General features: G+C 54.4%; 17 protein-coding genes. 7 read left to right on the top strand and 10 right to left on the bottom strand.

Going from position 1 to position 21,940, the window contains the following annotated elements; genetic code table 11:
* Positions 1-24 precede the first annotated feature (24 nt).
* The gene (zapG, locus tag WFN75_RS17820) at positions 25-423 is read right to left on the bottom strand and encodes a Z-ring associated protein ZapG (RefSeq protein ID WP_040073845.1); all 399 of its coding nucleotides are present in this window, start codon (positions 421-423) and stop codon (positions 25-27) included.
* A gap of 190 nt (positions 424-613) precedes the next feature.
* Between zapG and zapE the strand changes: the two genes are divergently transcribed.
* The 5 genes from zapE (at position 614) to sspB (ending at position 4,306) form a co-directional block, all read left to right on the top strand.
* A complete protein-coding gene (gene zapE / locus WFN75_RS17815; RefSeq protein ID WP_233800472.1) occupies positions 614-1,738 on the top strand; it encodes a cell division protein ZapE in 1,125 nt (374 codons plus the stop codon).
* A gap of 278 nt (positions 1,739-2,016) precedes the next feature.
* Complete coding sequence (gene rplM, locus WFN75_RS17810) at positions 2,017-2,445, top strand: 50S ribosomal protein L13 (protein ID WP_040073847.1); 429 nt, start codon at positions 2,017-2,019, stop codon at positions 2,443-2,445.
* A 15-nt stretch (positions 2,446-2,460) separates the two neighbouring features.
* Positions 2,461-2,853 carry a 30S ribosomal protein S9 gene (gene rpsI, locus WFN75_RS17805; protein ID WP_003860436.1) on the top strand — a complete coding sequence of 131 codons (393 nt, stop codon included), beginning with the start codon at positions 2,461-2,463 and terminating at the stop codon, positions 2,851-2,853.
* A 311-nt stretch (positions 2,854-3,164) separates the two neighbouring features.
* A complete protein-coding gene (gene sspA, locus WFN75_RS17800; RefSeq protein WP_040073848.1) occupies positions 3,165-3,803 on the top strand; it encodes a stringent starvation protein SspA in 639 nt (212 codons plus the stop codon).
* A 5-nt stretch (positions 3,804-3,808) separates the two neighbouring features.
* A complete protein-coding gene (gene sspB / locus WFN75_RS17795) occupies positions 3,809-4,306 on the top strand; it encodes a ClpXP protease specificity-enhancing factor (protein WP_040073849.1) in 498 nt (165 codons plus the stop codon).
* Between the two features lie 60 nt (positions 4,307-4,366).
* Here the strand turns inward: sspB and WFN75_RS17790 are convergent, their stop codons facing one another.
* From WFN75_RS17790 to gltB, 7 genes are all read right to left on the bottom strand, one after another.
* On the bottom strand, positions 4,367-5,071 hold the full coding sequence (locus WFN75_RS17790) for a DUF1120 domain-containing protein (RefSeq protein WP_336996601.1): 705 nt from the start codon (positions 5,069-5,071) through the stop codon (positions 4,367-4,369).
* Complete coding sequence (locus WFN75_RS17785; RefSeq protein ID WP_212476789.1) at positions 5,068-5,604, bottom strand: hypothetical protein; 537 nt, start codon at positions 5,602-5,604, stop codon at positions 5,068-5,070. Before WFN75_RS17785 ends, WFN75_RS17790 begins: the two co-directional genes overlap by 4 nt.
* Entirely contained in the window at positions 5,601-8,036 is a 2,436-nt protein-coding gene (locus tag WFN75_RS17780; protein ID WP_336996600.1) for a fimbrial biogenesis usher protein, read from the bottom strand. The genes WFN75_RS17785 and WFN75_RS17780 overlap by 4 nt, the downstream gene beginning before the upstream one ends.
* A gap of 11 nt (positions 8,037-8,047) precedes the next feature.
* The gene (locus WFN75_RS17775) at positions 8,048-8,722 is read right to left on the bottom strand and encodes a fimbria/pilus chaperone family protein (RefSeq protein WP_040073851.1); all 675 of its coding nucleotides are present in this window, start codon (positions 8,720-8,722) and stop codon (positions 8,048-8,050) included.
* A 62-nt stretch (positions 8,723-8,784) separates the two neighbouring features.
* Positions 8,785-9,522 (bottom strand): DUF1120 domain-containing protein, encoded by a 738-nt coding sequence (locus WFN75_RS17770; protein WP_046885767.1) that lies wholly within the window; start codon positions 9,520-9,522, stop codon positions 8,785-8,787.
* 539 nt (positions 9,523-10,061) lie between these two features.
* Positions 10,062-11,480: a glutamate synthase subunit GltD gene (gltD, locus tag WFN75_RS17765; RefSeq protein ID WP_040073853.1), complete on the bottom strand. Its 1,419-nt coding sequence runs from the start codon at positions 11,478-11,480 to the stop codon at positions 10,062-10,064.
* A gap of 9 nt (positions 11,481-11,489) precedes the next feature.
* On the bottom strand, positions 11,490-15,950 hold the full coding sequence (gene gltB, locus WFN75_RS17760) for a glutamate synthase large subunit (RefSeq protein WP_046885768.1): 4,461 nt from the start codon (positions 15,948-15,950) through the stop codon (positions 11,490-11,492).
* 687 nt (positions 15,951-16,637) lie between these two features.
* Here gltB and WFN75_RS17755 point away from each other — a divergent pair.
* Positions 16,638-17,579 carry a TIGR01212 family radical SAM protein gene (locus tag WFN75_RS17755; protein ID WP_212476783.1) on the top strand — a complete coding sequence of 314 codons (942 nt, stop codon included), beginning with the start codon at positions 16,638-16,640 and terminating at the stop codon, positions 17,577-17,579.
* Here WFN75_RS17755 and WFN75_RS17750 read toward each other — a convergent pair.
* Complete coding sequence (locus WFN75_RS17750) at positions 17,559-19,061, bottom strand: helicase HerA-like C-terminal domain-containing protein (RefSeq protein WP_336996599.1); 1,503 nt, start codon at positions 19,059-19,061, stop codon at positions 17,559-17,561. The genes WFN75_RS17755 and WFN75_RS17750 overlap by 21 nt on opposite strands.
* A gap of 126 nt (positions 19,062-19,187) precedes the next feature.
* On the opposite strand from WFN75_RS17750, the gene WFN75_RS17745 reads away from it, so the two are divergent.
* On the top strand, positions 19,188-20,825 hold the full coding sequence (locus WFN75_RS17745; RefSeq protein ID WP_336996598.1) for a glycerone kinase: 1,638 nt from the start codon (positions 19,188-19,190) through the stop codon (positions 20,823-20,825).
* A gap of 45 nt (positions 20,826-20,870) precedes the next feature.
* On the opposite strand, the gene ahr is transcribed toward WFN75_RS17745, so the two are convergent.
* Complete coding sequence (gene ahr / locus WFN75_RS17740; protein ID WP_046885772.1) at positions 20,871-21,890, bottom strand: NADPH-dependent aldehyde reductase Ahr; 1,020 nt, start codon at positions 21,888-21,890, stop codon at positions 20,871-20,873.
* Positions 21,891-21,940 lie beyond the last annotated feature (50 nt).

Here is a 21,940-nt window from a genome sequence, read left to right as displayed (position 1 = left end):
GTGAAATATATTTGCGCTGTGCGGTTAGTCGCGTTTTACGCCACCGCGCAGCAGACCAGATGCACCGTCAGAGTAATCGCGCGGCATCTGTACCGGAGCTTGATCGTTACTGGCTTCGGATTCAGCCAGGCGATTACGGAATGGATTCGTTTCTGCGGTCATTTCCGGCAGCAGGCTGCTGGAGCTTTTTGCCATATGCTGATAGAGCTGACGGTAATCATCCGCCATGTTGTCCAGCAGCTCTGCGCTACGCGCAAAGTGGCTAACCAGCTCTTCACGATACTCTTCCAGTTCAGCTTTGTTCTTTTCCAGTTCGTACTGCAAAGCCTGTTGTTGACGCAATTTGCGATTACCAAAACGCATGGCCACGGCGCCGATAACGATGCCGACGACTAAACCAATTAGCGCATATTCCCAGGTCATGAACTTCTCCCGTTGTCTTGTGGTTCCGTAGGGTATTGGCTCGGCTCCATGCCTGTGCCTGATTATGCCACTATAACCGCTATTTCCGTAGAAGTGGAATCCCGCGGTATCATCGCGTAGTGTAGAACGGCCTTTTTTTCGTCAACAGCGCAGGTTGGCGCGTCTTAATTGAAGGAATAACAACGAGATTATGCAAAGCCTCTCCCCGACAATGCGTTATCAGCAGGCCCTGCAGGAGGGCTCGCATCAGCCGGACGATGTTCAACGCGACGCGGTAAATCGTCTGGAAAAAATCTTTCAGGCGCTGACATCCCGTCCCACCGAGGCCGCACCCGCAGGTGGACTGAAAGCCGCCTTTGGTCGTCTGTTAGGAAAAAAAGAGCCGCAGGCGATCACACCTGTGCGTGGCTTATATATGTGGGGTGGCGTAGGGCGCGGTAAAACCTGGCTAATGGACCTCTTTTATCAGAGCCTGCCGGGCACGCGTAAACAGCGTTTGCACTTTCACCGCTTCATGCTGCGCGTGCATGAAGAGCTCACCGCGCTTCAGGGGCAGAGCGATCCGCTGGATATTGTCGCCGAACGTTTCAAAGCCGAAACCGATGTGCTCTGTTTTGATGAATTCTTTGTTTCCGATATTACCGACGCCATGCTGCTGGGCGGGCTAATGAAAGCGCTTTTTGCCCGGGGGATCACCCTGGTGGCAACCTCGAACATCCCGCCGGATGAACTCTATCGCAACGGTTTACAGCGGGCGCGTTTCTTACCCGCCATCGATGCGATTAAACAGCATTGTGACGTCATGAACGTGGACGCGGGCGTTGACTATCGGCTGCGCACGCTGACGCAGGCACATCTCTGGTTGTCCCCCCTCAATGATGATACCCGCCAGCAGATGGATAAACTCTGGCTGGCACTGGCTGGGGCGAAGCGCGAAAACGCCACTGAACTTGAGATTAACCACCGCCCGTTGCCAACGCTGGGCATGGCCAACCAGACGCTGGCCGTCTCCTTCGCGACGCTGTGCGTCGATGCCCGTAGCCAGCATGATTACATTGCACTGTCGCGCCTGTTTCATACCGTCATGCTCTTTGATGTGCCGGTGATGACCATGCTGATGGAGAGTGAGGCTCGTCGCTTTATTGCGCTGGTTGATGAGTTTTACGAGCGTCACGTTAAGCTGGTGGTAAGCGCCGCGGTGCCGCTCTATGAAGTCTATCAGGGCGAGCGGTTAAAGTTTGAGTTCCAGCGCTGTCTGTCGCGTTTGCAGGAGATGCAGAGCGAAGAGTACCTGAAACGCGAGCATATGCCCTGAATGGCTCTTTTCGTTCCGGAAAAGTCGGGCAGTGGGCGGTGCTTTTCGCACCGCTGAAAAACCCTCGTCAAATCACATTTAGGGGTCGATCTTTGACCTCGACTTCTCTATAATCTTGCGACCCCACGTTACAAGAAGGTTTTTTTCCCAAAACTTTCTATGTGTCGGCATTTGCTATTCGAAGGGGTAGGTTTGCCGGACTCTGTCGTGTGAACCTCAACTGATTAAACGTTTGGGTGAACACCTACGTGTAACTTATTTATTTGGGTAAGCTTTTAATGAAAACTTTTACAGCTAAACCAGAAACCGTAAAACGCGACTGGTATGTTGTTGACGCGACCGGTAAAACTCTGGGCCGTCTGGCTACTGAACTGGCTCGTCGCCTGCGCGGTAAGCACAAAGCGGAATACACTCCGCACGTTGATACTGGTGACTACATCATCGTTCTGAACGCAGACAAAGTTGCAGTAACTGGCAACAAGCGTACTGACAAAATGTACTACCATCACACTGGCCACATCGGTGGTATCAAAGAAGCGACCTTTGAAGAGATGATTGCTCGCCGTCCTGAGCGTGTGATTGAAATCGCGGTTAAAGGCATGTTGCCAAAAGGCCCGCTGGGTCGTGCTATGTTCCGTAAACTGAAAGTTTACGCAGGCAACGAGCACAACCACGCGGCACAGCAACCGCAAGTTCTTGACATCTAATCGGGATTATAGGCAATGGCTGAAAATCAATACTACGGCACTGGTCGCCGCAAAAGTTCCGCAGCTCGCGTGTTCATCAAACCGGGCAGTGGTAAAATCGTAATCAACCAGCGTTCTCTGGAACAGTACTTCGGTCGCGAAACTGCCCGCATGGTAGTTCGCCAGCCGCTGGAACTGGTTGATATGGTAGAAAAACTGGATCTGTACATCACTGTTAAAGGTGGTGGTATCTCTGGTCAGGCAGGTGCGATCCGTCACGGTATCACCCGCGCTCTGATGGAGTACGACGAATCCCTGCGTTCTGAACTGCGTAAAGCTGGCTTCGTTACTCGTGACGCTCGTCAGGTTGAACGTAAGAAAGTGGGTCTGCGTAAAGCACGTCGTCGTCCACAGTTCTCCAAGCGTTAATTGCTTTCTGCTTTGGCAGACAACAATTGGCCAAAAACCCGCTTCGGCGGGTTTTTTTATGACCGCTGCTGCGGTTACCCACAGGATAAGCTTGTTTATCTCCTCTTTTTCGGCATTTCCAGAATCGCCTCACCACAAAGCCATCAAAATCTGGTAAACTATCATCCAATTTTATGCCCAAATATCGGTGAATACTCGATTTTTGTTCGCTTTTTGAGCAATGATTTAGGCTCTCCGGGATGGGTGACAAATCATCTGGCTGGCCACGTGGCCGGTAGCAGTAAAAATTCTGAATATACCTGGAGGTTTTCATGGCTGTCGCTGCCAACAAACGTTCGGTAATGACGCTGTTTTCTGGTCCTACTGACATTTATAGCCATCAGGTTCGTATCGTGCTGGCCGAGAAGGGTGTCAGTTTTGAGATCGAGCATGTGGAAAAGGATAACCCGCCTCAGGATCTTATCGATCTCAACCCGAGCCAAAGCGTGCCGACGCTGGTTGATCGTGAGCTGACCCTGTGGGAATCCCGTATCATTATGGAATACCTTGATGAACGTTTCCCTCATCCGCCGCTGATGCCAGTTTATCCGGTTGCGCGTGGTGAAAGCCGCCTGTACATGCAGCGTATCGAGAAAGACTGGTATACGCTGATGAACGTTATCGTGAATGGAACCTCTTCTGAAGCCGATGCCGCGCGCAAACAGCTGCGCGAAGAGCTGCTGGCTATTGCACCGGTGTTTGGTCAGAAGCCTTTCTTCCTGAGCGATGAGTTCAGCCTGGTCGATTGCTACCTGGCGCCGTTGTTGTGGCGTCTGCCGGTAATGGGCGTTGAGTTCAGTGGCCCGGGTGCGAAAGAGCTGAAAGGCTATATGACGCGTGTCTTCGAGCGCGACTCTTTCCTGGCTTCTCTGACAGAAGCCGAACGTGAAATGCGTCTCGGCCGGGGTTAATCATTGTGGAAATGTCACAGTTATCTCCACGCCGTCCTTATCTGCTGCGCGCCTTCTATGAATGGCTGCTGGATAACCAGCTCACGCCGCACCTGGTTGTGGATGTGACGCTGCCTGGCGTACTGGTCCCGATGGAGTATGCGCGCGACGGGCAGATCGTTCTCAATATCGCTCCGCGTGCCGTAGGTAATCTGGAGCTGGCAAACGACGAAGTGCGCTTTAATGCGCGTTTTGGCGGCGTGCCACGTCAGGTTTCCGTGCCGCTGGCTGCGGTGCTGGCAATTTATGCTCGTGAAAACGGTGCCGGTACCATGTTTGAGCCTGAAGCGGCTTATGATGAAGATGTGACAAGCCTGAACGATGACGGAGAGACCGCGACTGGCGAGAACGAAACCGTCATGTCGGTTATCGACGGTGATAAGCCTGACCATGACCACGACAACGATCCGGATGACGATCCGCCGCCGCGCGGTGGTCGACCTGCGTTACGCGTTGTGAAGTAATGTGCGAATGATAAAAAGCCCAAATTTCTATTTGGGCTTTTTTTTATCGGTAAGAAACCTTTAAAGATAAACGAGCGTAATGGTGGCTAATCCATCTAACCCGATAGTGTTGCCGGAAGTGAGGCCACTGGCGATGCTCGCGGATACGCGCAGAGGCACAACTACCGTTGTCACAGGCTGCAGCGTGGTACTGTTTTTACGGGCAAAGGATAAATATCCGTTCATACCCGATGAGAACGCGGCAGGAGAGGCGATGGACCAGGGGCCGGCCGTGGTGCTGGCACTGACAATGCTTATCGGGACAGCCAAACCCGCATCCTGCGCCTGCACACTCTCCTGGTCGATGACAATGGCATAGCTACCAATATTTTTACCTTCGCTGGTTTTGCCCAGTCCGAACAGACGCTCCGGATTACTGATATTGCCCTGCCCCTGGAAAGGGACGTCAGGGCCGGTATTGCCGTTTCCATCCTGACCATAAGCGACAGAATCGGGTCGCGAATCTCGGGCGGTGATAGCCACGGCCGTGGAGGCTTCGCATACGATATTCAGCGTGATGTCGCGACTGCCCCACTGAGTGAAATGGGTGGCAGAAAGCAACGCGGCAGAACGTTTCCCGAAGTCTACGATGCCGTTATTACTGAGCGTGGGCGTACAGGCTGCGGCATCTGTGGTGACAGACACATCAATATTCACGGTGTCCGATGCCCAGGCCAGAGAGGTTGATACAACCAGCCCGATGAGTGTTTTGAGCAGTGTATTCATTGTGCTTCCACCCTAACTCTAATGTTACCGGCATAGCGGGTTGTATCAGTAATGGCTTCGTTTTCAAACTGCGGCGTAACCGTCAGCGTGACGCTCGCCTGGCTTGCCGTCCGTTCGCCACTGTCGATAAACGCTAACCCGTCGTTGACGTTGAGAGACAATGAGGATTGGCCCGCGTCGGTAATGGCCTCGTCGCCAGCGCTCACTTTACTGAGCCGCACGCTACGGTCATCCAGCATTGCCTGGCTCGCCATGACTTTCATTGCTCCGCGACTGCCGAATCCAAACTGGTTGCCGTTGGCCAAACCAGAAGAGACAAACAGACGGATTCGGGAAGGTGTATCGCACACGGCGCGTACCACCACCTGCTTTTCCGTCAGAGTAATCTTTTGGCTACCCTGCAGCTGGCGTTCTGCCGGGCTCATCCGGCCGTAGGAGAGCGAAGGCTGACTGGCGGTAATCTGACAATCCGCAAGGGCCAGACTGGACGTGAATAACATCAGGCAGAGTGAATAACGGAGTTCACTTCTCATTTGCATACCCCCTCTGCGGTATCGTAAAAGGTGTTAGGGTCGCTGTTTTCAGGCAATGACGTTTCGATACGGCAAACGCCATTTTCGAGTCTTGCCGCCAGGATCTGTCTCGGCAGAATGTTATTAATGAAAACGATACCGTCTTCGACCACGGTGGTGATGTATTTCCCGTCAGTATCTTCAATGGCAATGCCTCTCGGCAGCTTGCTACCATCAGGAAGGGTGACGTAGAGGAGTGCCCGACGCTGTTCCAGTAATTTGAAATTGACGTTTCCGACAGCACCGCGGCCCTGTTTCATGCGCTTACTTCCGTTACTGACGTCCACATTGCGCGGCAGGGTTTCTGTATCAATTTGTACTAACGCGTTACGGTAGGGGGGCAGCGCCGGAATGATGGCCTGGCCCCATCTGTCAGTCCAGACCGGGCCTTGTGGCGTCTCAATTCTGACCCCGGAAATATTGCTATCCAGGCGAGCAACGGCGAAGGTGTCGTTGATCTGCCACGGAGAGAAGGTCACACCGTTGCCGTGGGCCACAATTCCCCCCTGCATCGATGCGCTGTAGGTCCGATTTCGATCGTTGTCTGCGCTGGCGTTCAGGTTCAACTGGGTATAATGCAGATTGGCGTTAATACCGCCGTTGACGGCGTTAACGTTATCTTTGGTGCCTCTTTCCGCGCCGACCGAGTAGTTCAGCTCGTCAGAGACATTGGCGTTCATCGTGGCGCCAAAATGGGTGTTGTTGCTGTCATGGCGGCTATACAGGTTGGCCGACTTCTCTCCCAGCGGTATGCTGAGATTCACGTAGACCAGATCCTTATCGTTTCCTGCCGTGTTATTTTTGCCATTGCCGCTGTCATAGTGGAGCTGGCCGTTGGTCCCTAACTGGTGCTGCCAGCTCACGGATAACATGGCGCGACGGAAGGCTTTCGACCAGCTCAGCGCGAGATAGCGAGTATCATTATCGCGCTGGTAACTGTCCGTCTGATAGTAGCTCAGGCCCAGGCTGCCGATCGCCTCGGTCGCCAGGCTTATCCCAGCAGAGTATTCATTTTTGTTTTGCGCCACAAAATCGTTGTCGAGCGTGTCCGACAAGGTGCGGTAATCACGCGTCGCGTGCGCAGCACTGGCCCGCAGGCTGATGTTTGGCGTAAGCGCATAGTTTGCCGAAACCGAGGCTTTTTGCCCCTGAAGGGTGTATTCCCGATCGTTTGATACCGCCAACTGCGTCGTCGTGCTCAGGCGTGTAAGCAGCCAGTCGACGTTAATCGCGGCGTTTTGATAATCCCGTGCGCCGATCAGGCCGCCGCTCAGGTTAAGGTTATGGGTTAAACGAGTGCCCATCGACACGCTACCCACCCAGGGCTTTTTCTTGTAATCATCATCGACGCGCCCAAATGCTACGTGGATGCCCGTCGGCGTGCCGCTCCCCCGGTTATATTGTGTTGCCGGTACGATAAAGCGTTGCTGCGAACCGTCCGCTTCCACCACCGTCACCGACAGATCGCTGCTGCGATCGAGTAGTTGAAGATCCGTGAGCGTAAAGGGTCCCTGAGGAACAAGGTTGGAGGCGATGAGCTTATTACCCTGACGAATCTCCACGCGAGCCTGGGAAGAGTTGGCGATACCGCTTACCTGGACACCAGCATCATTGGGAGACAATGCGCTATCCGGTGAGAACGATACGCCGTAAATGGATGCTCCATCCAGTAAGCTATTATTGAGACTGACCTCACCCGCTTTCATGGTGCTGCCAAGCCCAACAAAGGTATGCTGTATCCATGTTGAGGAGCTTATGGTGCTGTATCTGCCGTCGTTATAGCTCAGCATTTGGTGCGAGCGCACCATCCAGTCGAGGATGTTGAAACCGCCGTCAATCGTCGCCTGTGAATAGTCGGATTGCGAATCAGCAAAATGGTTTCGGGTCGTGAAAAGGGAATAATTTAACATTCCCGCCGCGCCACCAGTTACGTAATCGCCCAGATCGTCCGCCTGACTGTCCAGCGCGTCAGTCGGTACGATGATTTCCAGCTCTTCCTTTTCAGGATGCTGTTTGATGATCGTATTGGGCCAGGTTTTGCGAAAGTCATAGCAAGGCATGTCGTTAATATCGCTGGGTATTTTCAGCGCCGCCTGCTTAAGCAACCCTTCATCAAAACAGAGTTCGCCTTTCTCAGAAAAACGAGCGATAAAAGCACCTTTCGAAGTGCCATTCACTTTCAATGCCAGCGGGACTTCACCGGGCGCAAAGCGAGCTTCTTTCTCAAAATATTTGGAGATGGCAGGGTCCATGCCCAACGCTTTGAGCGTCTCGCGATCAAAATCTACCGCCTGACTTTCATCCGCGGAAGCAACGGTCGGATAAATGACTACAGGCAGCGTACCAAGCGTAATAACAATTAATTTTTTTAAGAACGATCCATGTAACCACATTCTATTCCCTTTTATTGTAATGCGGTGGTATAACTTTCTCCTGTATAGCCATAGCGGCTGGCCGGGAAGAATTTAATTTTAGAGTCGGTTGTCTGAGGTAATTTCACTGTGATGTGAGTGCCGGGCAGAATATAGGTTGCCGGAAGATGACCTTCTTTCCCTGAAGGCATGGAAATAAATCTTGGTGACATCCGAACGACATATTTTCCGGGGTTGACTATATCAATATCACTGCCTTTTTTTTGCCATTGCAGATGCTTCCAGGGTTGTAAGTCTTCTGGCAGAGAGGTTGGCTGAATAATTACCGGTAAATCCTGGCGTATCGTGACGGCGAGACGGTTGCCATCCTTCGTTTTGGCCGGGATCCCTTCAAAACTTACACGTTTCATTTCCTGCTGCTGTAACGGACCGGATGTTTGCAACATAAAGCGCACACGCTGTACCTGGCCTGCTTCTAAGCGAACCACTGGCTGAGTAGCCACCAGACGGGTAGTGCTCTTACTGCCCGGTAGCTCTGTGACGCGGGTATATAAAAGCGCAGGGGTGCTGTCCGTATTGGTAATATTAATACTGGCTTCGCCTTTGCTTTCATCGACCAGAAGCATTGTGGTTTCAGGAACCATTCCTGACGCCAGACTTTGCGCCGAATAAAGAATAAGCAGGGTGGGTAGGAAATGTTTTTTCATAAACACATCAGCTAAAAAAATAGTAAAAAGGCCTGCGAACGTTCCGTTCGCAGGCCGGCGTATTACAGGTAAATCAGACCGATAGTTGCATTACCACTCAGAGTAATGCTTTCACTTGCGCTGCTGAAGGCAGACATTGGTTGTACAGCGGCAGTGATGGTCAGCGGTACGCTCGCGGTTTTAATAGCGACCGGAGCCAGGGTACCGGTACGCGCAAAGGTGACGATATTTGCACTGGTACCATTAAAGGGACTCAACATGCCGGTATTCGCTTTGCTCCAGGTAGTGATGCCTGCACGAACGGAGAGCATATCTACAGGCAGGTTGGCATCAGCGCCATCGGTCGCGGTGATGTCACTCATTTTCATGGCAATGGTGTATGCACCGATCTTCGTTGTCCCAACGGTACCCAGACCAAACGCCTGAGAACTGTTGCCTACGGAGTAGTTGGTCTGGTTAGGGCTGGCATTGGCAATAAAAGTATCAGTGCTCAGCGGAACGACAGATTCGAGGCGGTTGTCGTTAGCGGCAAATGCCACTCCCGTTGCGCCGGTGCAGGCAATAGAAAGAGTAATATCACGTGAACCCAGCTGGTTCAGTGCAGGCGCTACTGCGGTCAGGGTGGAAGCAGTGATGGTGCCGAAGTCAATCTCAGCTGCGCTCAGGGTTGGCGTGCAAGAACCCGGGGTGATAGAGCCTTTTACGCCCATGGTTACGCTGCCAGCGGCTGCTGCATTAAAAGTTGCAAATGACAGTGCAGAGCACAGCGCGACTGCAGAAATTTTCCATTTCATGTTCATAGTATCAAATATCCTTACTGATAAAATTACGGTGTGTTAATAAAAGCGTTGTAGTGAATTAAGATTCGTTACAACAATGCCATTCAGGGATTAACGATCATCCTGTTAAGATGATTATTAACGCTTAATTGGCATGGGTTAGAGTGTGTTGCTTTAGCTATTCCTATATTAAATACTCTTTAGGCTAATGTGAATTAGCAACTCGAGTATTAAGAATTCATTTGGTTCGTATTGATTTGTTGAATGTATTTATACTAAACCATCTGTTTTTAAAGCTTTTAATAACCAATTAAAATTATCTGGACGTTATTATTTAATGTCTCTGTCGAGGCCATTTAAGGGTTTTTATTATAAGCGTGATTTTATTTAAAGCCGTAAAAGCGGCAATTACGCCGCTGGATAATTTTATGCAAAAATGATCTTGCAAAATTTAAATGCTTATTAATGGAGTAAGAGGGCTATTTTTAGGTGGGAAAATCATTAACTGATGAATGTGACAGGCCATCTTTAATAGACGAGATGGCCTGTCTTTACGCGTTTTATACTTCTAGGTAGTTCATAATGCCGTCAGCCGCTTTGCGCCCTTCGGCAATCGCCGTGACCACCAGGTCAGAACCGCGAACGATATCGCCACCGGCGAAGATTTTCGGGTTGCTGGTCTGGAAGGCGTTGTCGCTGCCTTCCGGGGCAATCACGCGACCCTGCGAATCCAGCTCAACGCTGTGCTTCGCCAGCCACTCCATGCTGTGGGGACGGAAACCAAACGCCATCACCACCGCATCTGCCGGGATCACATGCTCGGAGCCGGCAACGATTTCTGCACGACGACGACCTTTCGCATCCGGCGCCCCCATCTCGGTACGCGCCATCTTCACGCCGCTCACCTTGCCGTTTGCATTCACTTCAATACCCAGCGGCTGGATGTTGAACTGGAACTCGACACCCTCTTCACGCGCGTTTTTCACTTCGCGTCTTGAGCCTGGCATGTTCTCTTCATCACGACGATAGGCGCAGATAACGTGCGCCGCATTCTGACGAATAGAGGTTCGCACGCAGTCCATCGCGGTATCGCCGCCGCCCAGCACCACGACGCGTTTACCTTCCATGCTCACGAAGGGCTCGTTGGTCGTTTCACCGTAGCCCATCAGCTGTTTGGTGTTGGCAATCAGGAACGGCAGGGCGTCGTACACGCCTGGCGCATCTTCATTCTCCAGACCACCGCGCATGGACTGATAGGTACCCACGCCCAGGAATACGGCGTCGTAATCCTTCAGCAGGTCGTCGAGCTGCACGTCGCGGCCCACTTCCACATTCAGTTTGAACTCAATGCCCATGCCGGTGAAGATTTCGCGGCGGCGGGTCATGACCTCTTTTTCCAGCTTGAAGGCCGGGATGCCGAAGGTCAGCAGGCCGCCGATTTCCGGATGACGGTCGAAGACCACCGCCTTCACGCCGTTACGGGTCAGGACGTCGGCACAGGCCAGGCCCGCCGGGCCTGCACCAATGATCGCCACGCGCTTGTCGGTTTGACGCACGCCGGTCATATCCGGACGCCAGCCCATTTCGAACGCTTTATCGTTGATATAGCGTTCGATGTTACCGATGGTCACCGCACCAAACTCGTCGTTCAGCGTACAGGAGCCTTCACACAGGCGGTCCTGCGGGCAGACGCGACCGCACACTTCCGGCAGGGTGTTGGTCTGGTGAGACAGTTCGGCGGCTTCAAAAATACGTCCTTCATTGGCCAGCTTCAGCCAGTTCGGGATGTAGTTATGGACCGGGCATTTCCATTCGCAGTAAGGGTTACCGCAGGACAGGCAGCGGTCTGCCTGCGCTTTGGCCTGGCCTTCTGAAAACGGCTCATAGATTTCTACAAATTCAATTTTACGGATCTTCAGCGGTTTCTTTGGCGGATCAACACGCTGCAGGTCGATAAACTGGTATACGTTCTGGCTCATTGCTACCCCTTACTGCGCCTGCACGCGCAGCTCTGCTGCGCTACGACTACGGTGACCCAACAGGGCTTTAACATCGCTGGACTTCGGTTTAACCAGCGCGAATTTCGAGGAGAAGGCTGGCCAGTTCGCCAGAATCTCTTCGCCGCGTGAAGAACCGGTATGCTGCACGTGCTCGGTGATAAGACCGCGCAGATGCTCTTCGTGGATCGCCAGGGATTCAACATCCAGCACTTCAACCAGCTCCGGGTTTACACGTTTACGGAAATCACCGCTTTCGTCCAGCACGTAGGCGAAGCCGCCCGTCATACCGGCACCGAAGTTCACACCGGTTTTGCCCAGAACACAGACGATCCCGCCGGTCATATACTCACAACCGTTGTCGCCAATACCTTCTACCACGGTGATAGCACCGGAGTTACGCACTGCAAAACGCTCACCCGCACGACCGGCTGCAAACAGACGACCGCCGGTCGCGCCGTACAGGCAGGTGTTACCGATAATGCTGGCTTCGTGGCTACGGAAGGCAGAACCGACCGGCGGACGCACCGCCAGCAGACCACCCGCCATGCCTTTACCCACGTAGTCGTTGGCATCGCCGGTCAGGTACAGCTCCACGCCGCCCGCGTTCCAGACGCCGAAGCTCTGACCCGCCGTGCCGCTGAAGTGCGCGGTAATCGGATCGGACGCCAGGCCCTGGTCGCCATGCGTTTGCGCGATGTAGCCGGAGAGCGATGCGCCGACGGAGCGGTCAGTATTGCGGATATCAAACCAGAAGGTTTTGCTCTGCTTATCATCCACATACGGCTTCGCCTGCTGCAGCAACTGTGCATTCAGCACGCCGTTGTCAAACGGCGGGTTTTTCTCGGTGCAATAGACCGCTTTGCCAGGGTGCGGCTGCGCGGTTTCCAGCAGCTTGCTCAGCTCCAGTTTCTGCTGTTTGGCGGTAAATCCTTCCAGCTCTTTCAGCAGGTCGGTACGGCCAATCAGATCCACCAGTCGCTTCACGCCCAGCTGCGCCATCAGCTCGCGCGTTTCGCGGGCAATAAATTCAAAGTAGTTGGTCACTTTGAAGGGAAGACCGTGGTAATGGTTCTTACGCAGCTTCTCGTCCTGGGTTGCCACACCGGTTGCGCAGTTGTTGAGGTGGCAAATACGCAGGTATTTACAGCCCAGCGCCACCATCGGGCCGGTGCCGAAGCCAAAGCTTTCTGCACCGAGGATCGCCGCCTTGATGATGTCGAGGCCGGTTTTAAGACCCCCGTCCACCTGCAGGCGGATCTTGTGGCGCAGGCCGTTCGCCACCAGCGCCTGCTGGGTTTCCACCAGGCCCAGCTCCCACGGACAGCCAGCGTATTTCACGGAGGAGAGCGGGCTTGCGCCGGTACCGCCGTCGTAGCCGGCGATGGTGATCAAGTCTGCGTAGGCTTTTGCCACGCCGGTCGCGATGGTGCCGACGCCCGGTTCGGAAACCAGCTTCACGGAGATCATCGCCTGCGGGTTAACCTGTTTCAGGTCGAAAATCAGCTGCGCTAAGTCCTCGATAGAGTAGATATCGTGGTGCGGCGGCGGGGAGATCAGCGTCACGCCCGGCACCGAGTAGCGCAATTTAGCGATGTACGGCGTGACTTTATCACCCGGCAACTGACCGCCTTCGCCCGGTTTTGCCCCCTGAGCAACTTTAATCTGAATCACGTCGGCGTTGACCAGGTACGCAGGCGTTACGCCAAAGCGACCGGAGGCCACCTGCTTAATGCGCGACACTTTATTGGTACCGTAGCGCGCAGGATCTTCGCCGCCTTCGCCGGAGTTCGAGTTGCCGCCGATGCTGTTCATGGCTTCTGCCAGCGCTTCATGAGCTTCCGGGCTGAGCGCGCCGATAGACATCGCCGCGGTATCGAAGCGCTTAAACAGCTCGGACGCCGGTTCAACGTCATCGATGCTGACCGCTTCATCACCTGGATTCAGGGCAATCAGGTCGCGCAGCGTTGCCGCCGGACGGTTATTGACCAGTTCAGCGTACTGCTGATAGTCGCTGTACTCGCCGCTCTGCACTGCCTGCTGCAGCGTGCGCACAACGTCCGGGTTATAGGCGTGGTATTCGCCCCCGTGAACGTATTTCAGTAGACCACCTTGTTCCAGTGGTTTACGCGCCAGCCATGCACGTTTGGAAAGGTTGAGCAGGTCTTGCTGGAAATCAGCAAAACCCGCGCCGCTGATGCGGCTGATCACGCCCTGGAAGCAGAGTTCTGCCACATCGTCATGCAGACCCACGGCTTCAAACAGCTTCGAACAGCGGTAAGAGGCAATAGTCGAGATGCCCATCTTGGACATAATCTTGTACAGACCTTTGTTGATACCGTTGCGGTAGTTCAACATGACAGTGCGGTAATCTTTGTCGATGGCACGGCTATCGACCAGCTTCGCCAGCGTTTCGTAGGCCAGGTACGGGTAGATGGCTGTCGCACCAAAGCCTAACAGCACGGCGAAGTGGTGCGGATCGCGGGCGCTGGCGGTTTCAACAATGATGTTGGCGTCGCAGCGCAGGCTCTTATCCACCAGACGGGTTTGAATCGCTCCCACCGCCATCGGCGCAGGCACCGGCAGACGGTTTTTGGCAATGTTGCGGTCAGAGAGCACCAGCAGCACGGTACCGTTACGTACCATCTGCTCCGCTTTGTCGCACAGCGCTTTTACCGTCTCTTCGAGGGTCGCTTCGGTCACGTCGAAGGTAATATCAAGCGTGTCGGCGCGATAGTGATCCTCTTGCAGCGTCGTTAGCTGTTTGAAATCGGAATAGAGCAGAATCGGCGATTTAAAGGTCAGACGGTGCGCCTGGCCTTCGGCTTCGCAGAAGACGTTCATCTCGCGGCCGATGCTGGTGGCCAGCGACATGACGTGCGCTTCACGCAGCGGATCGATTGGCGGGTTGGTTACCTGCGCAAACTGCTGGCGGAAGTAGTCATAAATAATACGCGGCTGGCTGGAGAGGACGGCAAATGGGGTATCGTCGCCCATTGATCCGACCGCTTCCTGGCCATTTTCGCCCAGTACGCGGATAACCGAGTCCAGCTCTTCCGCGCTGTAGTTAAACTGTTTCTGGAAGCTCGCGAGCGCATCGTCATCCATCTCACGGCTACCCACTTCTTCGTCCGGCAGCTCTTCAAAAGGCACCAGACGACGAACGTTTTTCTCCATCCACTCTTTGTACGGGTGGCGGCTTTTCAGATCGTTATCGGTTTCAGCGGAGTGAAGAATACGCCCGCCACGGGTATCGATAACCATCAGCTCGCCCGGGCCGACGCGGCCTTTCTCGACCACTTCATCAGGCTGGTAATCCCAGATGCCGACTTCAGACGCGCAGGTGATGAGCTTATCTTTGGTGATGACGTAGCGCGCAGGACGCAGGCCGTTACGGTCCAGGTTACAGGCGGCAAAGCGGCCATCGGACATAACAATGCCCGCCGGGCCGTCCCACGGCTCCATGTGCATGGAGTTAAAGTCGAAGAACGCGCGCAGTTCAGGATCCATGTCCGGGTTGTTCTGCCAGGCCGGTGGCACAAGCAGACGCATGGCACGGACGATGTCCATCCCGCCAGCCAGCAGCAGCTCAAGCATGTTATCCATGGAGCTGGAGTCCGAGCCGGTTTCGTTCACGAACGGTGCGGCGTCGTGCAGATCGGGGATCAGCGGCGTCTGGAACTTATAGGTACGGGCGCGCGCCCACTGGCGGTTACCGGTGATGGTGTTGATCTCGCCGTTGTGTGCCAGATAGCGGAACGGCTGAGCCAGCGGCCAGCGTGGAACGGTGTTGGTGGAGAAGCGCTGGTGGAACAGGCAAATGGCCGATTCCAGACGCAGGTCCGCCAGGTCCAGGTAGAAGCGCGGCAGGTCAGCCGGCATACACAGACCTTTATAGATGTTCACCAGGTTGGAGAGGCTACAGACGTAGAACTCTTTGTCTTCCTGGAGACGTTTTTCAATGCGGCGACGCGCAATAAACAGACGGCGTTCCATATCGCGTGGACGCCAGCCCGCAGGCGCGTTGACAAAAATCTGTTCAATACGAGGCAGCGAGGAGAGGGCGATTTCACCGAGCACCCCTTCGTTGGTAGGCACATCGCGCCAGCCGACAATCGACAGAGTTTCTCGTTGAAGTTCTTCTTCGACGATGCGGCGTGAGGCGGCAGCTTTTTCAGGATCCTGATTCAGGAACAGCATGCCGACAGCGTAGTTTTTGGCTAAACGCCAGCCGCGCTCTTCCGCTACGATGCGGAAGAAACGATCCGGTTTTTGCAGCAGCAGACCGCAACCGTCGCCGGTTTTACCATCGGCAAGGATGGCACCACGGTGCTGCATGCGGGCCAGTGCGTGAATGGCAGTACGCACTACCTTGTGGCTAGGTTCGCCTTCTATGTGGGCGATCAGGCCGAAACCACAGTTATCCTTCTCAAGGGATTTATCGTACAACATATCAGTGAACCTCCCTAGGCTCGTCGGGCTTCCCACTGAACTTAACCGTGGCGCACAGGCACAGAAAGAGCATGGCGACGGGGTTTGCGTTTCATACGCGTACCTCGCATTCGCCCTCTTTTTCATCCTTTCGCGCAGGTAAACAAGTTTGAGGACTTGCTTCAGAGGGAATCTCAATTACTGCATAAATATGATGAGCAGACTGCTCATCCAGAAAGCTTCCAGCGGATTTCCAACTTATCGGGAATCGGTTATCAGGTCAAATGGCAATCTTATTTATACGAAAATGTGCTAAAGCATGTTTAATTATCTGAAATAAAAAGACATTTAACGATTTTTACAACCACAATAGGCAAAGGGAGGGAGTGGGGTAGTGTGATCTGACTCACTATCTGAAAGCGGTATTATCCACGTGGGATGCTGAAAAGCTTGTTTTTGGCAGGATATTACTCTGGTGTGGCGATCAAACCCGCATAATCACACTGTTTTTCAGCAGTGACGCTATAAATGAAAAAAAGCGGCTGAACATAAGGAAAAGTAATTGGCGAATGCTTGAATGAAATTGCAGTAATCTTGATTTTTTATTCAAATGAATAATAGCCGTCCAGGGCGATTGATCCAGGTCATCGCCGACTGTGGCTAAAAATGGCAGGCTAGGCCCCTTTCAGCGGGGCGGTCTATCAGATTATGCAGTTACAGAAATTAGTCAATATGTTTGGTGGGGATCTTTTACGTCGTTATGGCGAAAAGGTCCATAAGCTGACGCTGCACGGTGGTTTCAGCTGCCCCAACCGCGATGGAACTATTGGCCGTGGCGGCTGTACCTTCTGCAACGTGGCCTCTTTCGCCGATGAAACACAACAGCAGCACTCCATCGCTGAACAGTTGGCGCATCAGGCGAGCCGGGTCAATCGCGCCAGACATTATCTGGCCTACTTCCAGGCTTATACCAGCACCTGGGCAGAGGTGCAGGTACTGCGCGCCATGTATCAGCAGGCCGTAAGCCAGGCGAATATCGTCGGGCTCTGTGTCGGCACGCGTCCGGATTGTGTCCCCGATGCCGTATTAGACCTGCTGAGCGAATATCACGCGCAGGGCTATGAAGTCTGGTTGGAGCTGGGGTTACAGAGCGCGCACGACAAAACGCTGCACCGTATTAATCGCGGCCATGACTTTGCCTGCTACCAGCGCACTACGCGGCTGGCGCGTGAACGGGGGCTTAAGGTATGCTCGCATCTGATTGTAGGCTTGCCCGGAGAGGGGCTGCAGCAGGGACTTGAGACGCTGGAAAACGTGGTCGAAACCGGCGTGGATGGTATCAAGCTGCATCCGCTACATATCGTGACCGGCAGTATTATGGCAAAGGCCTGGGAAGCGGGAAGGGTAAATGGAATTACACTCGAAGAGTACACCGTGACGGCGGGGGAGATGATCCGCCATACGCCGCCAGAAGTGGTTTACCACCGTATATCTGCCAGCGCCCGCCGTCCAACGCTGCTGGCACCGCTCTGGTGCGAGAACCGCTGGACGGGGATGGTGGAAATCGATAAATACCTCAATGAGCACGGGGTTCAGGGGAGTGCCCTGGGGCGCCCTTGGGTATCACCTTTAGCGTCTACGTCCGCCTAACAAGCTGCCCAGCATGCCGCGTACGATCTGATTGGTGACCTGGCGGGCTGCGCTTTTCGCCATAGTTTGTACCACGCCGTCGCGCTTACCCCCGCGCGGCCCGGTGCTGCCAAACAGAATATCTTTGAGCCCGCCCAGAATGCCATCGTCCGTGGCCGCTGCATCGCCTTTCGCAGTGGGAGCACTCTGCTGCTGCGGGCTCGCCTCTATCCCCGCCTGTAACTTTTCAAAAGCCGATTCCCGATCGATCTCGTCTTCGTATTTGCCGTAAACCGGAGAGTGGTTAATTAGCCCGTTACGTTCATCGTCAGTGACGGGCCCCATACGTGAGTTGGGTGCGATCACCATTGCGCGCTCTACCACTGAGGGGCTGCCTTTGACATCCAGGAAGGAGATCAAGGCTTCACCGGTGCCCAGCGCCTGAATTGCCTCTTCCGTACTGAACGCTGGATTGGCGCGCATGGTCTGTGCGGCCGCTTTAACTGCTTTTTGATCTTTTGGCGTGAAGGCGCGCAGAGCGTGCTGTACGCGGTTACCTAACTGACCCAGTACGTTGTCAGGGATATCGGACGGATTTTGCGAAACAAACCAGACGCCAACCCCTTTCGAGCGGATCAAACGGATCACTTGTTCAATCTTGTCGAGTAAGACCTGCGGAGCATCGCTGAACAGCAGATGTGCTTCGTCAAAGAAGAACACCAGTTTGGGTTTTTCCAGATCGCCCGCTTCAGGGAGTTGTTCATATATTTCAGAGAGCATCCACAGCAGACTGGCGGCGTACAGTTTGGGCATCTGATAGAGCTTTTCCGCGCTCAGAATGTTAATGATGCCCTTACCGTTACTGTCGGTGCGCATCCAGTCCTTAATATCCAGCATCGGTTCGCCGAAGAAGTGTCCGGCGCCTTGCTGCTCAAGCGTGAGCAATCCACGCTGAATGGCGCCAATCGAGGCGGAACTGATGTTGCCATACTGGGTCTGGAAAGATTTGGCGTTATCACCAATATAGTGGGTGATAGCGCGAAGATCTTTGAAATCCAGCAACAGTAATCCCTGTTCGTCGGCAATACGAAAGATGATATTCAGCACGCCAGACTGCACCTCGTTCAGATTGAGCAGCCGTGCCAGCAGCAGCGGGCCCAGATCGGAAACGGTGGCACGTACCGGGTGGCCTTTTTCGCCGAAGATATCCCACAAGACGACCGGGTTACCCTGCGGTTGCCAGTCGGTCACACCGATGTTTTTCAGTCTGGCGAGCAGCTTCTCTGAGCCAACGCCCTCCTGCGCAATGCCGGTTAAATCGCCCTTCACATCGGCCATAAATACCGGTACGCCACAGCTTGAGAATGATTCAGCCAGCTTTTGTAGGGTGACGGTTTTGCCCGTGCCGGTGGCACCGGTAATGAGCCCGTGTCGGTTTGCCATTGCAGGGAGGAGAAACAGCTCGTGATCCAGCGTACGAGCAATTAGCAGAGGAGTACTCATGATCCAATTCCTTTTCTGGGCACTGGGTGGAGTATAGGCAACCTGATGCGCAAATTCCTTTGTTTGCTGCGCATTACCCAGTGCGGACTATGCTTTTCCATACGGTTATCAACTTTTTGGGAAATTATGTCCAGATTCTTTTTTAACGACCGCGAACAGCTGGTCAATGACGCCATTGAAGGCATGCTGATTTCTACACCACACGCTAATCTCGCCAGGCTTGATATCGACCCGGCTATTCGCGTTGTCGCCCGTGCTGACTGGGATAAAAGCCGCGTGGCGGTTATTTCCGGCGGTGGTTCGGGTCATGAACCCGCCCATGCCGGATTTGTGGGCAAGGGGATGCTCACCGCAGCGGTGTGCGGCGATCTTTTTGCTTCGCCGAGCGTTGACGCGGTGTTGAATGCGATCGTGGCGGTAACGGGCGAGCATGGCTGCCTGTTGATCGTCAAAAACTATACCGGCGATCGTCTGAACTTTGGCCTCGCGGCAGAAAAGGCCAAGGGCTACGGGCTGAACGTCGAAATGGTGATTGTGGCCGACGACATTGCTCTGCCTGATAACAAGCAGCCGCGCGGCATTGCAGGTACGGTGCTGGTGCATAAGATAGCCGGTTACGCTGCCGAGCAGGGGAAATCGCTCCGTGAGGTTCGGGATCTCGCCCAGCAGGCCTGCGATAACCTCTGGAGCCTCGGTGTGGCGATGCGCACATGCAGTCTGCCCGGCAGCGATGAAGAGGAGGGACGTATCCAGCAGGGGCAAGTCGAGCTGGGTCTCGGGATCCACGGTGAGCCGGGTGCGTCGATTGTCGATACCCAGAACAGTAAAACAATCATCGACACCCTGGTGAAACCGCTGCAGGAGCAGGCTGGCGCCGGGCGGCTGGCGGTTATGATCAATAACCTCGGCGGCGTATCTGCGTTGGAGATGGCGCAGCTTACCAAAGAGCTGGCGCATTCAGCGGTAAAAGACCAGATTGACTGGCTCATCGGCCCGGCGACGCTGGTCAGTTCGCTGGATATGAAAGGCTTTTCGCTCTCGTGTTTGAAGCTGAACGACACCTTTGAGCAGGCACTCAATTCGCCAGTGGAGACCCTGGGCTGGCAAAAACCCGTCGCCTTTGCGCCAATGCGTACGGTATCGCACGAGGTTGTGCGCGACAAAGTGGAATTTACCCCCTCCGATAATGCGCAAATTGCCGCGTGGGTGGGCGCAGCGACGCAGACGCTGCTGGATCTGGAAAACCGGCTCAACGCGCTGGATGCGAAAGTAGGCGATGGCGATACCGGATCTACCTTTGCGCAAGGTGCGAAGGAGATAGCCCAACGGCTTGCGCAAAAGCAGCTGCCGCTAAATGACCCCGCGAAGTTGTTATTGCTGGTGGGTGAAAGACTGGCGACGGTGATGGGCGGCTCGAGCGGCGTATTGATGTCGATCTTCTTTACCGCCGCCGGGCAGTCGTTGCTGGAGGGGAAAACCGTGCCGGAATCGTTGTTGAGCGGGTTGGCACAAATGAAGCATTACGGCGGGGCCGCGCCTGGGGATCGCACCCTGATCGATGCGCTCCAGCCTGCGCTGGAAGCTTTGCAGCAAGGGGATATTCAGGCTGCTGCACAGGCCGCTCAGCAGGGTGCAGAGGCGACGGCCAGCATGCACAAAGCCGGCGCGGGGCGTTCATCCTATGTCAATAAAGAGAATCTACAGGGGGTGACCGATCCGGGTGCGGTAGCGGTGGCAGAGGTGTTTAAAGCGCTGGCGAAGTAGCGAAGAGAACCGGGTGGGGCGATGCCGCCACCCGGCGTAGTCACATCAGAAATCGGCTTTTAATACCACGCGGTAACGGGCCTTGCCGTCGCGCACGTGCTGGATCGCCTCATTGATTTTCGACATCGGATACAGTTCGGTGGTTGGGGACACTTTGGTGCGTCCGGCAAACTTCATCAGTTTGCGCAACTCAAACGGTGTGCCGGTTGCAGAGCCAGATACGCTGCGATCGCCACCAATCAGGGTAAATGCCGGAACCGGCAGCGGCTTCAGCACTGCACCAACGGTATGGAAGTTACCGCCGTAGGCCAGCGCTTCAAAGTACGGCTGCCAGTCGAGATCGACGTTCACGGTGTTGATGATCAGATCGAACTGACCCGCCAGCGCTTTCAGGGCTTCCGGATCGCGGCTGTTCACCACTTTATCGGCGCCCATCGCCAGTACTTCCTGCTCTTTCGCCGGGTTAGAGCTGAACGCTGTCACTTCGCAGCCCATGGCGTGCAGTAACTTAATGGCAATGTGGCCCAGTCCGCCAATACCAATTACGCCCACGCGGCTGGTGGCGGTGATGTGGTGCATCAGCAGCGGTTTAAATACCGTAATACCGCCGCAGAGCAGCGGGCCTGCGGATTCGATATCAATGCTGTCCGGTAGCGGGATCACCCACTGCCAGTCGGCGCGCAGTTTGTCGGCGAACCCGCCCTTATTGAGAATGGTAGGTACCGTGCCTTCCAGACAGTTAATCTGGTTGCCGCTGATACAGGCATCACAATGTCCACAGCTGCGTGCCGTCCAGCCAATGCCCACGCGCTGGCCAACTTTCAACCCTTTGTCCTGCGCGGCAGTGCCCAGCGCAACCACACGGCCGATGACCTCATGCCCGGCAACCAGGGGATAGTTTGAAAAGCCCCATTCGTTGTCGATCATCGACAGGTCTGAGTGGCAAATGCCGCAATAATCTACCTGAACTTCGACGTCTTCTGCTTTTAGCTCACCCGCATCGTACTCGTACAGCTCAAGTTCTGCACCCGCCTGCGGCGCGGCATAGCTTTTTATCATCGACATCTTTATTCCCCCGTTATGGTGTTGAACTGAGAGTGTAGAGCATTCAGTTT

Origin of the sequence: Leclercia sp. UBA7405 (assembly GCF_037152215.1) — a bacterium.
Taxonomy (GTDB): domain Bacteria; phylum Pseudomonadota; class Gammaproteobacteria; order Enterobacterales; family Enterobacteriaceae; genus Enterobacter; species Enterobacter pneumoniae.
The sequence above is the reverse complement of the archived record's forward strand: the minus strand, read 5'-3'. Positions and strand labels throughout refer to the sequence as shown.

Bases quoted from the DNA above. Each gene is read 5' to 3' on its own strand.
- zapG (WP_040073845.1), bottom strand. From the start codon at position 423: ATGACCTGGGAATATGCGCTAATTGGTTTAGTCGTCGGCATCGTTATC.
- zapE (WP_233800472.1), top strand. From the start codon at position 614: ATGCAAAGCCTCTCCCCGACAATGCGTTATCAGCAGGCCCTGCAGGAG.
- rplM (WP_040073847.1), top strand. From the start codon at position 2,017: ATGAAAACTTTTACAGCTAAACCAGAAACCGTAAAACGCGACTGGTAT.
- rpsI (WP_003860436.1), top strand. From the start codon at position 2,461: ATGGCTGAAAATCAATACTACGGCACTGGTCGCCGCAAAAGTTCCGCA.
- sspA (WP_040073848.1), top strand. From the start codon at position 3,165: ATGGCTGTCGCTGCCAACAAACGTTCGGTAATGACGCTGTTTTCTGGT.
- WFN75_RS17790 (WP_336996601.1), bottom strand. From the start codon at position 5,071: ATGAATACACTGCTCAAAACACTCATCGGGCTGGTTGTATCAACCTCT.
- WFN75_RS17785 (WP_212476789.1), bottom strand. From the start codon at position 5,604: ATGAGAAGTGAACTCCGTTATTCACTCTGCCTGATGTTATTCACGTCC.
- WFN75_RS17780 (WP_336996600.1), bottom strand. From the start codon at position 8,036: ATGTGGTTACATGGATCGTTCTTAAAAAAATTAATTGTTATTACGCTT.
- WFN75_RS17775 (WP_040073851.1), bottom strand. From the start codon at position 8,722: ATGAAAAAACATTTCCTACCCACCCTGCTTATTCTTTATTCGGCGCAA.
- WFN75_RS17770 (WP_046885767.1), bottom strand. From the start codon at position 9,522: ATGAACATGAAATGGAAAATTTCTGCAGTCGCGCTGTGCTCTGCACTG.
- gltD (WP_040073853.1), bottom strand. From the start codon at position 11,480: ATGAGCCAGAACGTATACCAGTTTATCGACCTGCAGCGTGTTGATCCG.
- gltB (WP_046885768.1), bottom strand. From the start codon at position 15,950: ATGTTGTACGATAAATCCCTTGAGAAGGATAACTGTGGTTTCGGCCTG.
- WFN75_RS17755 (WP_212476783.1), top strand. From the start codon at position 16,638: ATGCAGTTACAGAAATTAGTCAATATGTTTGGTGGGGATCTTTTACGT.
- WFN75_RS17750 (WP_336996599.1), bottom strand. From the start codon at position 19,061: ATGAGTACTCCTCTGCTAATTGCTCGTACGCTGGATCACGAGCTGTTT.
- WFN75_RS17745 (WP_336996598.1), top strand. From the start codon at position 19,188: ATGTCCAGATTCTTTTTTAACGACCGCGAACAGCTGGTCAATGACGCC.
- ahr (WP_046885772.1), bottom strand. From the start codon at position 21,890: ATGTCGATGATAAAAAGCTATGCCGCGCCGCAGGCGGGTGCAGAACTT.